This window comes from Streptomyces sp. RerS4, assembly GCF_023515955.1.
Classification (GTDB): Bacteria; Actinomycetota; Actinomycetes; order Streptomycetales; family Streptomycetaceae; genus Streptomyces.
Genome location: NZ_CP097322.1, coordinates 3,266,277 through 3,280,922, shown reverse-complemented (window position 1 = coordinate 3,280,922; position 14,646 = coordinate 3,266,277). Strand labels below are relative to the sequence as shown.

The window sequence follows — 14,646 nt, the reverse complement described above, 5'->3', positions numbered from 1 at the left end:
GCCGGGCGGAGTCACCCCGGGAGCTGGATGACGGGGAAGCTGCCCGTGGCCGTCGGGGCGTGTTCCGGCAGCCACAGCACCGCCACCGCACCGGCCGACGCGCCCTCGGTCACCGATCCGCCGGGGGCGGCCACGTTGCGGAACGTCAGCCGGGCGCCGAGGACCCGCGCCTGCCCCTCCGCGATGGTCAGCCCCAGCCCGTGCCCGACGCCGGCCCGGTCCGTCGAGCCGGTCCGGAAGCGGCTCGGCCCCTCCCGCAGCAGCGCCTCGGGGAAGCCGGGCCCGTGGTCGCGTACGCGCACGACGCGGCCCTCGACGTCCACCTGGATCGGGGCCCGGCCGTAGCGCGCGGCGTTGGCCAGCAGGTTGCCGAGGATCCGCTCCAGGCGGCGCGGGTCGGTGCTGACGATCTCGTCCGCGACGACCCGTACGCCGGCCTCCGGCATCAGCGAGGCCACCCGGCGGCTGACGAACTCGCCCAGGGCCACGTCCTGGAGTTCGGCCCGCTCGGAGGCGCTGTCCAGCCGGGCCACCTCCAAGACGTCCTCGACCAGTGCCCGCATGGCCTGCGCGCGGTCGCGCACCAGCTCCGTGGGGCGGCCCGGAGGCAGCAGTTCCGCGGCCGTGAGCAGGCCCGTCACCGGGGTCCGCAGCTCGTGCGCGATGTCGGCGGTGACCCGCCGCTCGGCCTCCAGCCGCTGCTGGAGGGCGTCGGCCATGGCGTCCACCGCCCGCGCGAGGTCGTCCGTCTCGTCGCGGACGACGCCGCCCACGGCGTCCCGTACGCGGACCTCCGGATCGCCGTGTGCCACCCGCTGGGCGGCGGCGGCGGCCTTGCGCAACCGGCGCGAGATCTGGCCGCCGATGAGCACGCCGAGCGCCGAGCCGCCGATCACCACGGCCAGGGAGCCGACGATCAGCGCCTGGTCCAGGTCGCGGACCATGTTGGCGCTCTCCCGGAAGGGGTGGTGCAGCGACAGCACCTGCCCGTTGCCGAGCGGTACGGCGGCCCACACCTCCTGCTTGCCCCTCGGGGTCTCCTGGACGTAGGTGCCGCGCCGGCCCGAGCGGGCCTTCTCCCGCAGCTCGGTGGGCAGGTCGGGGTCGTTGAGCTTGGCGCCCCAGATGGGCTTGCGCCCGGCCTCGGCGTTCACGGCGATGAACTGGACGCGGGCCAGCTCCCCGTCGCGGGCGCTCTCCAGCATCGACACGCGGGCAGCGCTGTGCACCACCAGGCTCAGGGCGAGCGCGGTGAGCGCGCCGACGGCGGCGATGGCGAACGTGATCTTCCAGCGGATCCCCGTGCGCAGGGTGAAACGCGTCATCTGGTGCTGGTCCTCATGCCGTCGACTCAGGCCTTGAGCTTGTAGCCGAAGCCGCGGACCGTCTCGATGCGGTCCTGGCCGATCTTGGTGCGCAGTCGCTGCACGTGGACGTCCACGACGCGGGTGTCGCCGCCCCAGTCGTAGTCCCACACCCGCTCCAGGAGCCGGTCGCGGGACAGGACGGTGCCGGGCGCGGAGGAGAACTCCAGCAGCAGGCGCATCTCGGTCGGGGTGAGGGCCACCGGCGATCCGGACCTGCGGACCTCCATGCCCTCGGTGTCGACCTCCAGGTCCCCGAAGGACAGCACCCCGCGCTCGCCGGAGTCGTCCGCGCCGGAGCCGGTGGAGGCGCCGTACCGGGCGCCGCCGGCGTGGCCGAAACGGCGCAGGACGGCGCGGATGCGGGCGACCAGGACGGAGCCGTCGAAGGGCTTGGTGACGTAGTCGTCGGCGCCGGCCTCCAGGCCGAGGACCACGTCGATGGAGTCGGCCCGCGCCGACAGCATGATCACGGGCACGGTGGACTCGTCACGGATGCGCCGGCACAGGCTGACGCCGTCCATGCCCGGCACCATCACGTCGAGCAGCGCGATGTCGGGGCGGTTCGCGCGGAAGGACTCCAGGCCGGACAGGCCGTCGGGCATGGCGGTGACCACGAACCCGTCGCGTTCCAGCGCCAGGGTCGTGGCCTCACGGATGACGTCGTCGTCCTCGACGAACAGCACATGGGTCTCCGCCATGCCCAGCCTCACTTAGTTCTTGGTGACGGCCGGCGCGGGTTGGCCCCCGCCGTCGACCACGTTGCTGTATTCCGTGTGCACCCGGTCCTGCTCGGTGAACTTCTGTCCGTTCCAGTGGTAGGTGATCAAGTCCTCGCCGGACGGGTAGGCCAGCGCGTCGCTCTTCGCGTAGACCGGCTTGTTGAGCACCAGCTCGCCCCGGTCGATCTCCGCGTAGACGGGCGGCTGCTCGTCCGCGAACACATTCTCGTACTTGCCGGCCGCCTCCCGGTACACGTACGAGCCGCGACCGAGCGCGTCCGCGCAGGACAGCACGTTGACCACGATGTCGACGACCGTGTTCCCGGTGACCTTGCCGTAACTGACGTCCACCGGGTACTCGTTGCCCGTGCAGGGCTTGAGCTCGCGCTTGATCGCCGGGCTGACCTTGGGATCCGCCTTCAGCAGGGCCACCGGGTCGATCTTGCCGACCGGGCCGCCGGTGCCGGCGGCGGGGGAGTGGCCGGGGGCGGCCGGTTCGCTGGTCGCGACCGCCGCCGGCGGGCTGCTGCGCGCCACCGGCTCGGTGTGGGCGGGGCCGCCGTCGCGCAGGCCCGTACCGCCCGCGGAGCAACCGGCCGCGAACAGCACTGTGCCGACGAGGACGACCGTCCCCGTCGACAACAGCACCAGTGATCCTTTGCCGATCGGATCTGGGCCTTTCAGGCCGCGCACCGCTCCCGCCCCTCGTACCGCGTGGTGTGGTCCCCGCGCTCCAGCGCGCGCATGTCCAGGTCCCGACTCTCCAGCTCCTGCCGGAGTCGGGCCAGGGCGCGGTGCAGGGTGCTCTTCACGGTTCCCGTCGACATGCCGAGCGCCGCGGCCGTTTCCTCGGTGCTCATCTGCTCCCAGTGTCGCAGCACGACCACACTGCGCTGCTTGGGCGCCAGCACCTTGAGGATGTCCATCAGCAGGGCGCGGTCGGCGCGCTGGTCGGAGCCGTCCTCGACGGAGGCGTCCGGGAGTTGCTCGGTGGGGACCTCGTCGAGCTTGCGGGCGCGCCACCACTCCGTCCGGGTGTTGATCATGACGCGGCGGAGGTAGGCGTCGGCCAGGGACTTGTCGGCGATGCCCTCCCAGCGGCCGTAGGTGCGCACCAGCGCGGTCTGGAGGAGGTCCTGCGCGTCGGTGGGGTCCGGGACCAGGCGACGGGCACTGCGCAGGAGCGCGTCCTGCCGGGTGCGTACGTACTCCTCGAATTCGAGTACCTCGCCGTGCGCCATCTCTGACCGCCTCCGCTGCCGTCCACCGTCGTCCCTGCCTTACGGCTCCGAAGGTACGGAGGCGTTGTCACGGCACTGTGCGGGTCAGCCTGCGGTGGGCGCACGGACACCCGTAGGTTGTGTAACAACGCCCGTGAGCTGCGGTTTCCCGCACAGAAGCGGAATCTCGGCGTCAGGTTACGAAGGGTCCGGGCGCCCGGCCGCGAGCGGCGGTGATCAGCTGTGCGGCAGCCGGTACATGCCCTGCGCGAGCGGCTCCACCAACCCGTCGGACACCAGCCCGTCCAACGCCCGCGCCCGCTGCACCGGCTCGTCCCAGACCGTGTCGAGCACCGACCGCGGCACCGGGCCGACCGCCTCGCGCAGCACCGCGAGGAGCTTGCCGCGCACCTGCCGGTCGGTCCCCGCGTACGTCTGACCGCGCCGCGGCGGCCCCGCGTGCGCCGGCTTCCCGGCCAGCCGCCACGCGCACAGCCCGGCCACCGGACAGCGCGCGCAGTCCGGGCTCTTCGCCGTGCACACCAGCGCGCCGAGCTCCATGGACGCCGCCGCCCACCGGGCCGCCGTCGGCTCGTCCTCGGGCAGCAGCTCGCGCGCCAGGCGCCGCTCGGCGGCCGTGGTCGCGTTCGGCGGGTACTCCACGCCCGTGGCGGTGCGGGCGAACACCCGGCGCACGTTGGTGTCGAGCACCGCGTGCCGCTGCCCGTACGCGAACGAGGCCACCGCCGCCGCCGTGTACTCGCCGATCCCCGGCAGCGCGAGCAACTGCCCGTGATCGCGCGGTACGTCGCCCCCGTGCCGTTCCGTTATCGCCACGGCCGCGCCGTGCAGGCGCAGGGCCCGGCGGGGGTAGCCCAGGCGGCCCCAGGCCCGTACGGCCTCGCCCGGGGCCTCGGCGGCCAGGTCGGCGGGCCGGGGCCAGCGGGCGAGCCACTGCTCGTAGACCGGCAGCACCCGGGAGACCGGGGTCTGCTGGAGCATGAACTCGCTGACCATGACCCCCCAGGGGCCGGCCTCGGGCCGACGCCAGGGCAGGTCGCGGGCGTGCTCCTCGAACCACGAGATGACGGACGAGTGCAGCAGCGCGCGGGAGTGCGCGGCGGAGGTGTGTGAAGGCGATGCAGTCATGGCACTGCCATCCTGGCACCTTTCGGGCCCGGGGTGTGTCCTCGTCAGCGCGTCGGGCCCGGACCGGTGAACCAGGCGGCCGGCGGGTTGCCACTGCCTCGCACGGCGGTCGTCAGACGGGTCATCGGCGCGGCCAGGAGCAGCACCGCCAGGGTTCCGAGGCAGGCGCCCAACAGCAGCCCCATCGCCACGTCGTGCGGGTAGTGCGCCCCCACGAACACCCGCGAGTACGCCATCAGCACCGCGACCGGCAGCGTCAACCACGCCAGCCGGGGCAGGGCCAACGCCACCCCCACGGCCGCCGCGCCGGCGATGGCGGAATGGTTGCTGGGGAAGGACCAGTCCCCGTACGGCGGGCACGGCAGCAGCGCGGCCGCCGCCCCGGCCACCGCCCGGCACGGCCGCTCCTCCTCGACCGTGGACTTCACCAGTTCGGAGACGACGTACACGAGGGCGGTGACCAGCGGCGCCAGCACCGCCAGGGCGAGCGCCCGCGGAGCCCGCCCGCGCGCCCGCCACCACACGGCGACGTAGAGCACGGCGAAGAGCAGCAGACCGTATTCCGTGAAGACCTCGAAGCCCGCCTGCACCCAGGGGGGCGCGGAGCGGGCGAAGTCGGTGATGTGTCGATACAGGTCCGAGCTGTCCATGGTCACTGACCGTACGCAAGGGCGTGTCGCCGCCGCGTCAGACCCCTGGCCGGTTCCTGTTCATCCGCTGTACGCCTGCAGGATGATCATCGGCAAAACCTGCCGTACGTGCGGCATGTGGGGCACGGATCGCGGCGCGACTTCTCGTAAGGTTCGGTGCGTGGGATCACTGCGCAATCCGGTCGGGCCGCTTCCCTCCTCCATTTACTGGCGGCGGAGGGCCGTGTTGGCGTCCGTCGCGGCGCTCCTCGCGCTGCTCGCCGTATGGACCGTCAGTTCCGGTGGCGGCGGCTCCAGTACGAACGGCAAGGGCGGCGGAGACGGATCCGGCGGCCCCACCAAGACCATCACCCCCGGCCCCTCCGGCACCGGCCCGGCGATCAGTCAGGCCCCGGGCGGCCGCGCCGATTCGGGCGCCGCCGCGGGCACGGGCTCGGATTCCGGATCGGCCTCGGGCGGCGGCGTGGGCAGGAACGGCGAACCCGGCGGCGGTTCCGCCGCCGGCGGCTCGGGCTCGGGCGGCTCGGGCGGCGGCGCGCAGGTCCCCGCCGACTCCCCGCTGCCCACGTGCGCGCCGAGCGCCGTGCAGTGGGAGGTCAAGAGCGTCAAGAACGAGTACGAGACGAACGAGAAGCCCCGCCTCGAACTGGTCGTGCGCAACGTCAGCGGCAGCAGCTGCAAGTTCGGACTCGGGCCCAAGCAGGCCGTCGTGACGATCCTTCAGGCGACGGGAGCCAAGGCCGTCTGGTCCTCCGCCGACTGCCCGACGGGCGCGACCACCGCGTTCTTCCGCGTACCGGCGCAGGGAGAAGCGAGGCAAACGCTGGAGTGGGACCGCAAGTTCAGCGCCCCCGACCAGTGCCAGACGCCTCCGGCGGGCAACGCCGGCCCGGACACGTACGTGGTCGAGGTCAAGGCGAAGGACATGCCGGTGGCGCAGACCTCGTTCGTCCTGAAGCAGGACTGAGTCGTCGCGGGTGGTCGCGCCGCGGGTGGCGGGTCCGGGTGGCCCGGTCCCAAGTGGCCCGGTCCTAGACGTAGCGCTCCAGGATCGAGGACTCCGCCAGCCGCGACAGGCCCTCCCGGACGCTGCGCGCCCGCGCCTCGCCGACGCCGTCCACCGCCTGGAGATCGTCCACGCTCGCGGCCAACAGCTTCTGCAACCCGCCGAAGTGCTCGACCAGCCGCTCGATGATCGCCCCCGGCAGCCGCGGCACCTTCGCCAACAGCCGGTAGCCGCGCGGCGAGACCGCAGAGTCCAGCGTCTCCGGCGAGCCCGTGTACCCGAGGGCCTTCGCCACGATGCCCAGCTCCAGCAGCTCCGGATGCGTCAGCGCGTCCAGCGCCGGCAGCGCCTCCTCCACCGTGCGGGAACGCTTCGGCGTCGGCTCCGGCACGTAGTCCCGGATGACGAGCTCGCGCTCCTGCTCGATGCCGACGGTCAGCTCGTCCAGCTGGAGCGACAGCAGTCGCCCGTCCGTGCCCAGTTCGACCACGTACTCGGCGATTTCGGTCGCGATCCGACGGACCATTTCCAGCCGCTGGGCGACCGCCGTCACATCGCGGACCGTGACCAGGTCCTCGATCTCCAACGCCGACAGCGTGCCCGCGACCTCGTCCAGCCGCAGCTTGTACCGCTCCAGCGTGGCCAGCGCCTGGTTCGCCCGCGACAGGATCGCCCCGGACTCCTCCAGGACCCGCCGCTCCCCGTCCACGTAGAGCGCGATCAGCCGCATCGACTGCGAGACCGACACCACCGGGAAACCGCACTGCTTGGAGACGCGGTCGGCGGTGCGGTGCCGGGTGCCCGTCTCCTCCGTCGGGATCGAGGCGTCCGGGACCAGCTGCACGCCGGCCCGCAGGATCTTGGTGAGGTCCTTGTCGAGGATCAGCGCCCCGTCGAGCTTGCACAGCTCGCGCAGCCGCGTCGCCGTGAACTCCACGTCGAGGACGAAACCGCCCGTGCACATCGCCTCGACGGCCTTGTCCATGCCGAGGACGATCAGGCCGCCCGTGTTGCCGCGGACGATCCGCTCCAGGCCGTCGCGCAGGGGCTGACCGGGGGCCACCGCACTGAGCGAGGCGCGCATCAGCGCGTCGTGCTTGGAGCTCGCGCCGGACTTCCCGGGTGCTGATGCCCCGTCCTTGGCTGCCACTGCACTCCTCCGGTCGCGGGTTGCGCCGCCTGCGTAAGGCCGGGCGGACCAGCACAAAGTCTACCGGCGCGGGCTGCGCGCCCGCCGTGCCTTGGCCCGTACCGCCCGTGCGGGAGCCCGTACGGGCCTTCTGACCAGGGCCGGAGTAGGTGCTTCCGGATGCTTCCGGAGCCTCGTCGGCTCCTTCTCGACCGGCCTTCCGGTCGGGTGGGCCGTCGCCTCCGGTGACCGGGCGGCGGCTCGCGCTGCTCGGTGCGGCTCCCGCCACTTGGGGCCGCTCGCGCTACTCGGTCGCCGCGGCCGCCGCCCGGTCGCGGGCCGGCGTGCGGGAGCGGCCGCGCGGCAGGACCCGTAGGGCGTCCCCCATGTCCGCGACCTCCGTCACCTTCATCCCGGCCGGCACCTTCCCCGGATCGGCGGGGACCAGCGCGTGCGTGAAGCCCAGCCGGTGCGCCTCCGCCAGCCGCCGCTGCACACCCGTCACCCGCCGCACCTCACCGGCGAGACCCACCTCGCCGATCGCGACGAGGTTCTTCGGCAGCGGCACGTCACTCGCGGCGGAGGCCAGCGCCAGCGCGATCGCCAGGTCGGCGGCCGGCTCGGTCAGCTTCACGCCGCCCACGGTCGCGCTGTAGATGTCCCGCTTGCCGAGCGCCGTGATCCGCCCGCGCTGCTCCAGCACCGCGAGCATCATCGACACGCGCGAGGTCTCCAGGCCCGAGGTGGTGCGGCGGGGGGAGGGGATCTGCGAGTCGACGGTGAGCGCCTGCACCTCGGCGACCAGCGGCCGCTTCCCCTCCAGCGTCACCGTCAGGCACGTGCCCGGCACCGCCTCGGCGCGGCGGGTGAGGAAGAGCCCGCTCGGGTCGGCGAGGCCCGTGATCCCCTCGTCGTGCAGCTCGAAGCAGCCGACCTCGTCCGTGGCCCCGTAACGGTTCTTCACGCCGCGCACCAGACGCAGCCGCGCGTGCCGGTCGCCCTCGAAGCTGAGCACCACGTCCACCAGGTGCTCCAGCAGGCGGGGGCCGGCGATGGCCCCGTCCTTCGTGACGTGCCCGACGAGGAGGGTGGCCATGCCGCGCTCCTTCGAGGCCCGGATCAGGGCGCCCGCGACCTCCCGGACCTGAGCCATGCCGCCGGGGGCGCCGTCGATCTCGGGGGAGGCGATGGTCTGTACGGAGTCCAGGACGAGGAGGGACGGCTTGACCGCGTCGAGGTGGCCGAGGACCGCCGACAGGTCGGTCTCGGCGGCGAGGTAGAGGTGGTCGCTCAGGGCTTTGATGCGGTCGGCGCGCAGCCGGACCTGGCTGGCGGACTCCTCACCCGTGACGTACAGGGTGCGGTGGTCGCCGGTGGCCGCCTTCGCGGCCACGTCCAGCAGCAGCGTCGACTTGCCGACGCCCGGCTCGCCCGCCAGCAGCACCACCGCGCCCGGCACCAACCCGCCGCCGAGGACGCGGTCGAGCTCGTCCACGCCGGTGCTGCGCGCCGTCGCCGTACGGCCGTCGACCTGGGCGATGGGCAGCGCGGCGGTGGAGACGCGACCGGCCGCGGTGGTCCGTACGGCCGGGGCGCCCATCTCCTCGACGGTCCCCCAGGCCTGGCACTCGGGGCAGCGGCCGAGCCACTTCGCGGTGGTCCACCCGCATTCGGAGCAGCGGTAGGACGGTCGGTCCTTGGCGGATGAACGAGCGGTGCGGGCAGCCATACGGGCCACCGTAGCCGCCGGCACCGACAACGCCGGGCCGGGGTTGGTCGCGGCGGCGGCTGGCAGGGGGCCCTGAGGTGCCGGGGGGTCGCCCGGGGATCGTCCGGGGGGGCGTCCGGGGGTCGCCCGCGTCAGGGACGCGGTCAGCGGACCCTCGATCTGTTCACCCGTAAGAGCTAAAACCGCTGAAGGCTTCCGAGGCGCCGGCGGCGTGCCGCCTACGGTCGCCGAGTGAACAGCAGCAACCAGGGCCGCCCCGCGTCGCGCACCGGCGCACACCGGGCGCACGGGCGCACACCCTCGGCGCGACAGGTGGGGCCGGTGGGATTGGAGGGGCCGGTGGGATCGACCTGGGTCGATCCCGAAAGCGGTGCCGACCCCGCCGCCGACACGCCCGCAGACCTCCTCGCCGGCGGACTCGCCGGCGGACTCGGCGGACTCGGCGGAGGTATCGCCGGTGGGACCGCCGACCTGCCGGGCGCGCCGGGCAGGCCGGGCGCGCCGGGCGGTCCCTGCGCCGTGCCCGCCGCCGATCCCGCCGCGGAGCCCCCGCCCTTCCGGCACGAGCCCTACCTCGACGGTCTGTTCACCTACTGCCTGTCCGTCCTGTGCGATCACGACGCCGCCACCGACGTCCTCGGCGACGTCCTCGCCGTCGCCGAACGCCACCCCGGCCGATGTCCGGACGAGGGCGAGCGGCGGGCCTGGCTCTACGCCCTCGCCCGCTGGGCCTGCCTCAGCCGGCTCGCCGAGCGCCGGCGTGCCCGACAGGGGGCGCATTCCGCCCGGCGCACGCCGGGGCACAGTCACGCCGGGCGTGCGCCCGGTGCCCCGGACGTGCCGGGCACCACTACCGCCTCGCGCGGGCTCGACGTCAGCGCGTACCGCCGTACCGAACTCGCCCGCCTCGCCTGGCCCGAGGCCGCCGGCACCACCCCCGAACAGCGCGAAGCCCTCGAACTCGCCGTACGCCACCGCCTCGGCGTCACCGAACTCGCCTCCGTCCTCGGCACCCCCGCCGTGGTCGCGCGCGAGCTGCTGTCCGCCGCCGCCTGCGAGGTCGAGCGCACCCGCGCCGCCCTCGCCGTCGTGGAGACCGGCCACTGCCCGGCCGTCTCCCGCCTGACCGGCCGCATCGGTGACGGGGACGGGTACGCAGCCCCGGGCGCCGGCGGCGGGCGCAGCGGCGACGTCCTGCTGTCCAGCACCCTGCGCGCCGAGCTCGTACGCCACGTCGACGACTGCCCGCGCTGTCGCCGCGCCGCCGAACGCGTCGGCGCCGGCGCCCCTGGCCCGGCTCCGCCGGCGTCACCGCGGCCCTCCCGCTGGTCCCGGCCCCCGCCGGGCCGTCCACGCGGCCATGCTGCGCTCCGGCCGCCGCCGCTCCGGCCGCCCGCCCCGCGCTTCGACCGCACCGGCTTCCCCCTCGGCCCCAAGGACCGCGCCGCCCGCCGCGACCGGCTCCGGGCGCGCGCCGTCACCACCACCGTCGTCGCCACCGTCATCGCGGCGCCCGTGATCGCGCTGTGGGCCGCGTACCGGGGCGCGCCCCTCACCGGCGAACCCGTCGGCGGCGAAGGCACCCGGATCTCCGCCGGCGAATCGCAGATCCCGCCGCCCCTGGCCGGCGGCCGCCCCCTGACCGCGTACGAGAACCTGGGCAACACCGCCTACACCACCGGCGAACCCGGCTTCGCGTACAGCACCGCGGCCCCCGACGTCACCGTCGAGGTCGTCAGCTCCGGCCCGCCGCTCACCCCGGCGCCGGGCAGCCCCGGTGCCCCGGGCCGGCTCACCGTGAGCGCCACCGGCCACGGCTCGGTCACCCTGCTCACCCTGACCGCCTCCGGCGGCGCCCCGGTCGACTGGCGGCTGTGGTCGGACGCGCCCTGGCTGCGGGCGAGCCGCACGGCGGGCACGCTGGCCCCTGGAGAATCGGTCACCCTACGGATCACCGTGGACGCCGCCGCCCAGCCCGTCGGCGCCTGGTCGGCCCGCGTCGGAGTCGACCCCGCGGGGGCGGTCATCGCCGTACGGGGCCGCGGCCGCCCGGACCCCGCTCCGGACCCCACGCCGACCCCGACGCCGCCCACCACCGATCCCAGCCCGGACCCGACACCGCCCCGCCCGACCCCGCCGACCACCGACCCCACGCCGGACCCGACCCCCACCCCGACCCCGCCGACGCCCACCCCGACGCCGAGCACCCCGGCGGAACCCAGCCCGCCGGCGGGCTCACCGGAGGAAACCGCCTCCCCGGGGCCGGCGTCGTAGGGGGCTACCGCCGGGCGCGCGTGGCCAGACGAATGATGCGAAGGGCTCGCTGTCGCGCATGACATGAAGCGAGGGAGTCCAAAGATCGGTTGTGACGCCCGACCTTGACTCCCTCGCTACCGCGCTCTCCGTGAAGACCGATGACCGGGAACGACACCTGTCCTCGCACTCACGGCCGGGATCTGGCACCACTAACACACAGGTCAGCCCGTCATGCGCTCACTGACCGCCTACGACCACCAACTCCTCGGATGATTCATCTCAAGCGGCGGGAGCCGGCGACGGCCTCAGGCCGAGTGGACGCTCGGCGAATGCCTTCTCCGAATCGACCTCGTAGCAGACGTTGACGCTCGAGTCACCGAGAATCGTGTCGACGAAGCCCTGGACGTCTTCAACCGACTTTGACTCCCAGAGGCACGTCGCGGCGGATCCATCGACGTGCGGGTAGACCTGCAGCACCCGGGTGCCACCGGGCGCTCCGATGCCGTCGGTAAGGGCCTGGGCGCGGGAAAACGCCGTCTCCGGATTCAAGATCTTGTGCTGGACCACCACGTACATGGGGCCCTCCTCGTTTGGTGTTGCTGGTCGTGTCGTTCGACGATTCGACGCTGGGCGTGCGGAGGTGGACGCCGCGTCGCGCATGTTCACCAAATCCATTGTGGACCGGGATGGTCATTGCCGGCCACGGAGCTCAGACCGGCTCGAACGCCACCGGGGCGGCACCCCCGGCGGTGTCGTCGTCCGCGTCCTCGCACGCGCCGCCGGGATCTGACACAACGAACACACTGGCCGGCCCGTCATGCGCTCACTGACCGCCTACGGCCACGAACCCTTCGCATCATTCATCTAGGCCGGGTCCGCCGGGTGCGGGGCCATCGGCAGCAGAGCGGCCAGCCGCGCCTCGCACAGCTTCACCAGCTCCGCGTACGCCTCCGCGCCCATCAGCTCCGTCAGCTCCGCCTTGTACGACTCGTACACCGGCTTGCCGGCGCCGTGCGCGGACGTCGCCGACGTGCACCACCAGTGCAGGTCGTGGCCGCCCGCCCCCCAGCCGCGCCGGTCGTACTCGCCGATCGACACCTGGAGCACCCGGGTGTCGTCGGGGCGGTCGATCCAGTCGTAGGTGCGGCGGATCGGCAGCTGCCAGCACACGTCCGGCTTGGTCTCCAGCGGCTCCTGGCCGCTCTTCAGCGCCAGGATGTGCAGCGAGCAGCCCGCCCCGGCCGGGAAACCGGGTCGGTTCAGGAAGATGCAGGCGCCGTCCCAGCGGCGGGTCTGCTTCTCCCCGTCGTCGTCGAACTGCGTCCAGCCGGTCTCGCTGCCCACGTCGTGGAACTGCCACAGCTCCGGCGTGAGCCGCGCCACGTGCTCGGCGACCCGCTTCTCGTCGTCCTCGTCGGAGAAGTGCGCCCCGAGCGTGCAGCAGCCGTCGGACGCCCGGCCCGCCTGGATGCCCTGGCAGCCGCTGCCGAAGATGCAGGTCCAGCGGGAGGTCAGCCAGGTCAGGTCACAGCGGAAGACCTGCTCGTCGTCGGCGGGATCGGGAAACTCCACCCAGGCCCGGGGGAAGTCCAGCCCCTTCTCGTCCGGCTGCTTGGCCTCGGCCTTGGCCTTGTCCTTGATCTTGCTCTTCGTGTTGTTCTTCTTCGTCGTGTTGGCCTTCTGCGTATTTGGCACAAACCCAAGCCTAAGCGCCCCTTCCCGCACCCCTCCGCGTTCGGCCCAGTAGCGTTTCCCGCATGAGACTCGGTGTCCTCGATGTGGGTTCGAACACGATCCACCTGCTGGTGGTGGACGCGCACCCCGGCGCGCGCCCCCTGCCCGCGCACTCCCACAAGGTCCAACTGCGGCTGGCGCAGCTGCTCGACGAGCACGGCGCCGTCAGCCCGGAGGGCGTCGAGCGGCTGGTATCGGTGATCGGCACCGCCGCGCAGGCCGCCGAGGACAAGGGCTGCGAGGACGTATTGCCCTTCGCGACCAGCGCCGTACGCGAGGCCACCAACGCCGACGAGGTCCTGGCCCGCGTCAAGGCCGAGACCGGCGTCGACCTGACGGTCCTCAGCGGTGAGGACGAGGCCCGGCTCACCTTCCTCGCGGTGCGCCGGTGGTTCGGCTGGTCGGCGGGCAAGCTCCTCGTCCTCGACATCGGCGGGGGCTCGCTGGAGATCGCGTACGGCATGGACGAGGAACCCGACGCCGCCGTCTCCCTCCCCCTCGGCGCCGGCCGCCTCACCTCGGCCTGGCTCCCGGGCGACCCGCCGGACCCGGCGGACGTGAAGGCGCTGCGCCGGCACGTACGGGCGCGGATCGCGCGGACGGTCGGCGAATTCAGCCGCCTCGGGGTGCCGGACCACGTGGTGGCCACCTCGAAGACCTTCAAGCAGCTCGCCCGCATCGCCGGCGCCGCCCGCGAGGCGGACGGCCAGTACGTCCAGCGCGAGCTGACGCGAAAGTCCCTGGAGGAGTGGGTCCCGCGCCTGGCCGCCATGACCACCATCGAACGCTGCGCCCTCCCGGGCGTCTCGGAAGGCCGCGCCTCCCAGCTCCTGGCCGGAGCCCTGGTGGCGGAGGCCACGATGGACCTCTTCGGCGTCGAAGCCCTGGAGATCTGCCCCTGGGCCCTCCGCGAAGGCATAATCCTCCGCCGACTGGACCACTTGCCGTAGGGGGCTTTTACGTCGCCCCGTTGTCCGACGAGAAGATCATCTCGGGCAGCTCGGTGAGGGCATCGATGGACCAGTCGGCGGCGGCTCGGACCTCGGGGTCGTCCGCCCACCAGTGGCCCCAGGGCCCTCGTCTGAGGTGTGCGGTGCGCAGGCCGGCGGCGCGGGCCGGGTGGACGTCGTTGGCGGGATGGTCTCCGACGTACAACGTCTCGGCGGCCGGGCTGCCGGAGACGGCCACCACCCGGTCGAAGAAGCCGCCCGCCGGTTTGGCCACCCCCCACTCGCCCGAGGTGACGACCAGGTCGGCCGGCAGGTCCAACCGACGCAGCAGGTCCCCCGCCCGACGACTCTGGTTTCCCGCGACGACTACGCGCACCCCGACGGCGCGCAGTGCGGAAAGGGCCGGCCGAACGTCCTCGTAGAGGTCCGACTCGTCGAGCCGCTCGCCGTGCCCGGCCGCGTCGCGGGCGGCGTACTCGGCGGAGATGTCGACATCCGGGCGCAGGAGGCGGATCGCGTCCGCGTTGTCCCTCCCGTCCACGACCACCGCACCCACCAACGCGGAGAGGGTGTGCCGAGAAACACCGAGCCAGTCGGCCCAGGAAGCCCAGTAGCGATCGTCGCGGGTAAGCGTCTCTCCGATGTCCAGAACCACCGTCCGAATCATTCGGTCAGCCTACTGATCCAGCGACCGTCAGACGCCGAGACGTGGGCAACGCGTAGCGATCCGGGGCGCT

The 14,646-nt window shown here is 73.3% G+C and carries 14 protein-coding genes; 3 read left to right on the top strand and 11 right to left on the bottom strand.

Features of this window, described 5'->3' with window-relative positions; genetic code table 11:
• Positions 1–11 precede the first annotated feature (11 nt).
• The 6 genes from cseC to M4D82_RS14970 form a co-directional block, all read right to left on the bottom strand.
• Positions 12–1,325, bottom strand: a complete 1,314-nt coding sequence (gene cseC, locus M4D82_RS14995) for a two-component system sensor histidine kinase CseC (protein ID WP_249766529.1) — start codon at positions 1,323–1,325, stop codon at positions 12–14.
• A gap of 26 nt (positions 1,326–1,351) precedes the next feature.
• A complete protein-coding gene (gene cseB / locus M4D82_RS14990) occupies positions 1,352–2,065 on the bottom strand; it encodes a two-component system response regulator CseB (protein ID WP_249766528.1) in 714 nt (237 codons plus the stop codon).
• 12 nt (positions 2,066–2,077) lie between these two features.
• On the bottom strand, positions 2,078–2,728 hold the full coding sequence (locus M4D82_RS14985; RefSeq protein WP_249771824.1) for a hypothetical protein: 651 nt from the start codon (positions 2,726–2,728) through the stop codon (positions 2,078–2,080).
• A 38-nt stretch (positions 2,729–2,766) separates the two neighbouring features.
• On the bottom strand, positions 2,767–3,327 hold the full coding sequence (locus M4D82_RS14980) for a SigE family RNA polymerase sigma factor (RefSeq protein WP_249766527.1): 561 nt from the start codon (positions 3,325–3,327) through the stop codon (positions 2,767–2,769).
• Positions 3,328–3,543: 216 nt separating this feature from the next.
• Positions 3,544–4,455: an iron-sulfur binding domain-containing protein gene (locus M4D82_RS14975; RefSeq protein ID WP_249766526.1), complete on the bottom strand. Its 912-nt coding sequence runs from the start codon at positions 4,453–4,455 to the stop codon at positions 3,544–3,546.
• A gap of 44 nt (positions 4,456–4,499) precedes the next feature.
• Positions 4,500–5,105, bottom strand: a complete 606-nt coding sequence (locus tag M4D82_RS14970; RefSeq protein ID WP_249766525.1) for a phosphatase PAP2 family protein — start codon at positions 5,103–5,105, stop codon at positions 4,500–4,502.
• 223 nt (positions 5,106–5,328) lie between these two features.
• Here M4D82_RS14970 and M4D82_RS14965 point away from each other — a divergent pair, with 223 nt between their 5' ends.
• The gene (locus tag M4D82_RS14965) at positions 5,329–6,072 is read left to right on the top strand and encodes a hypothetical protein (RefSeq protein WP_349637064.1); all 744 of its coding nucleotides are present in this window, start codon (positions 5,329–5,331) and stop codon (positions 6,070–6,072) included.
• Positions 6,073–6,136: 64 nt separating this feature from the next.
• Here the strand turns inward: M4D82_RS14965 and disA are convergent, their stop codons facing one another.
• Together disA and radA are read right to left on the bottom strand one after the other, a co-directional pair.
• Positions 6,137–7,261 (bottom strand): DNA integrity scanning diadenylate cyclase DisA, encoded by a 1,125-nt coding sequence (gene disA, locus M4D82_RS14960; RefSeq protein ID WP_249766523.1) that lies wholly within the window; start codon positions 7,259–7,261, stop codon positions 6,137–6,139.
• Positions 7,262–7,544: 283 nt separating this feature from the next.
• A complete protein-coding gene (radA, locus tag M4D82_RS14955; RefSeq protein ID WP_249766522.1) occupies positions 7,545–8,969 on the bottom strand; it encodes a DNA repair protein RadA in 1,425 nt (474 codons plus the stop codon).
• A gap of 339 nt (positions 8,970–9,308) precedes the next feature.
• On the opposite strand from radA, the gene M4D82_RS14950 reads away from it, so the two are divergent.
• Entirely contained in the window at positions 9,309–11,243 is a 1,935-nt protein-coding gene (locus M4D82_RS14950; RefSeq protein WP_349637063.1) for a BACON domain-containing protein, read from the top strand.
• A 261-nt stretch (positions 11,244–11,504) separates the two neighbouring features.
• Here M4D82_RS14950 and M4D82_RS14945 read toward each other — a convergent pair whose 3' ends face one another.
• Positions 11,505–11,801 (bottom strand): hypothetical protein, encoded by a 297-nt coding sequence (locus M4D82_RS14945; RefSeq protein WP_249766521.1) that lies wholly within the window; start codon positions 11,799–11,801, stop codon positions 11,505–11,507.
• 288 nt (positions 11,802–12,089) lie between these two features.
• A complete protein-coding gene (locus M4D82_RS14940; RefSeq protein ID WP_249771820.1) occupies positions 12,090–12,866 on the bottom strand; it encodes a DUF3109 family protein in 777 nt (258 codons plus the stop codon).
• 116 nt (positions 12,867–12,982) lie between these two features.
• Here M4D82_RS14940 and M4D82_RS14935 point away from each other — a divergent pair, with 116 nt between their 5' ends.
• Positions 12,983–13,909: a Ppx/GppA family phosphatase gene (locus M4D82_RS14935; RefSeq protein ID WP_249766520.1), complete on the top strand. Its 927-nt coding sequence runs from the start codon at positions 12,983–12,985 to the stop codon at positions 13,907–13,909.
• A 7-nt stretch (positions 13,910–13,916) separates the two neighbouring features.
• On the opposite strand, the gene M4D82_RS14930 is transcribed toward M4D82_RS14935, so the two are convergent.
• Positions 13,917–14,576 carry an HAD family hydrolase gene (locus M4D82_RS14930; RefSeq protein WP_249766519.1) on the bottom strand — a complete coding sequence of 220 codons (660 nt, stop codon included), beginning with the start codon at positions 14,574–14,576 and terminating at the stop codon, positions 13,917–13,919.
• Positions 14,577–14,646: the final 70 nt, after the last annotated feature.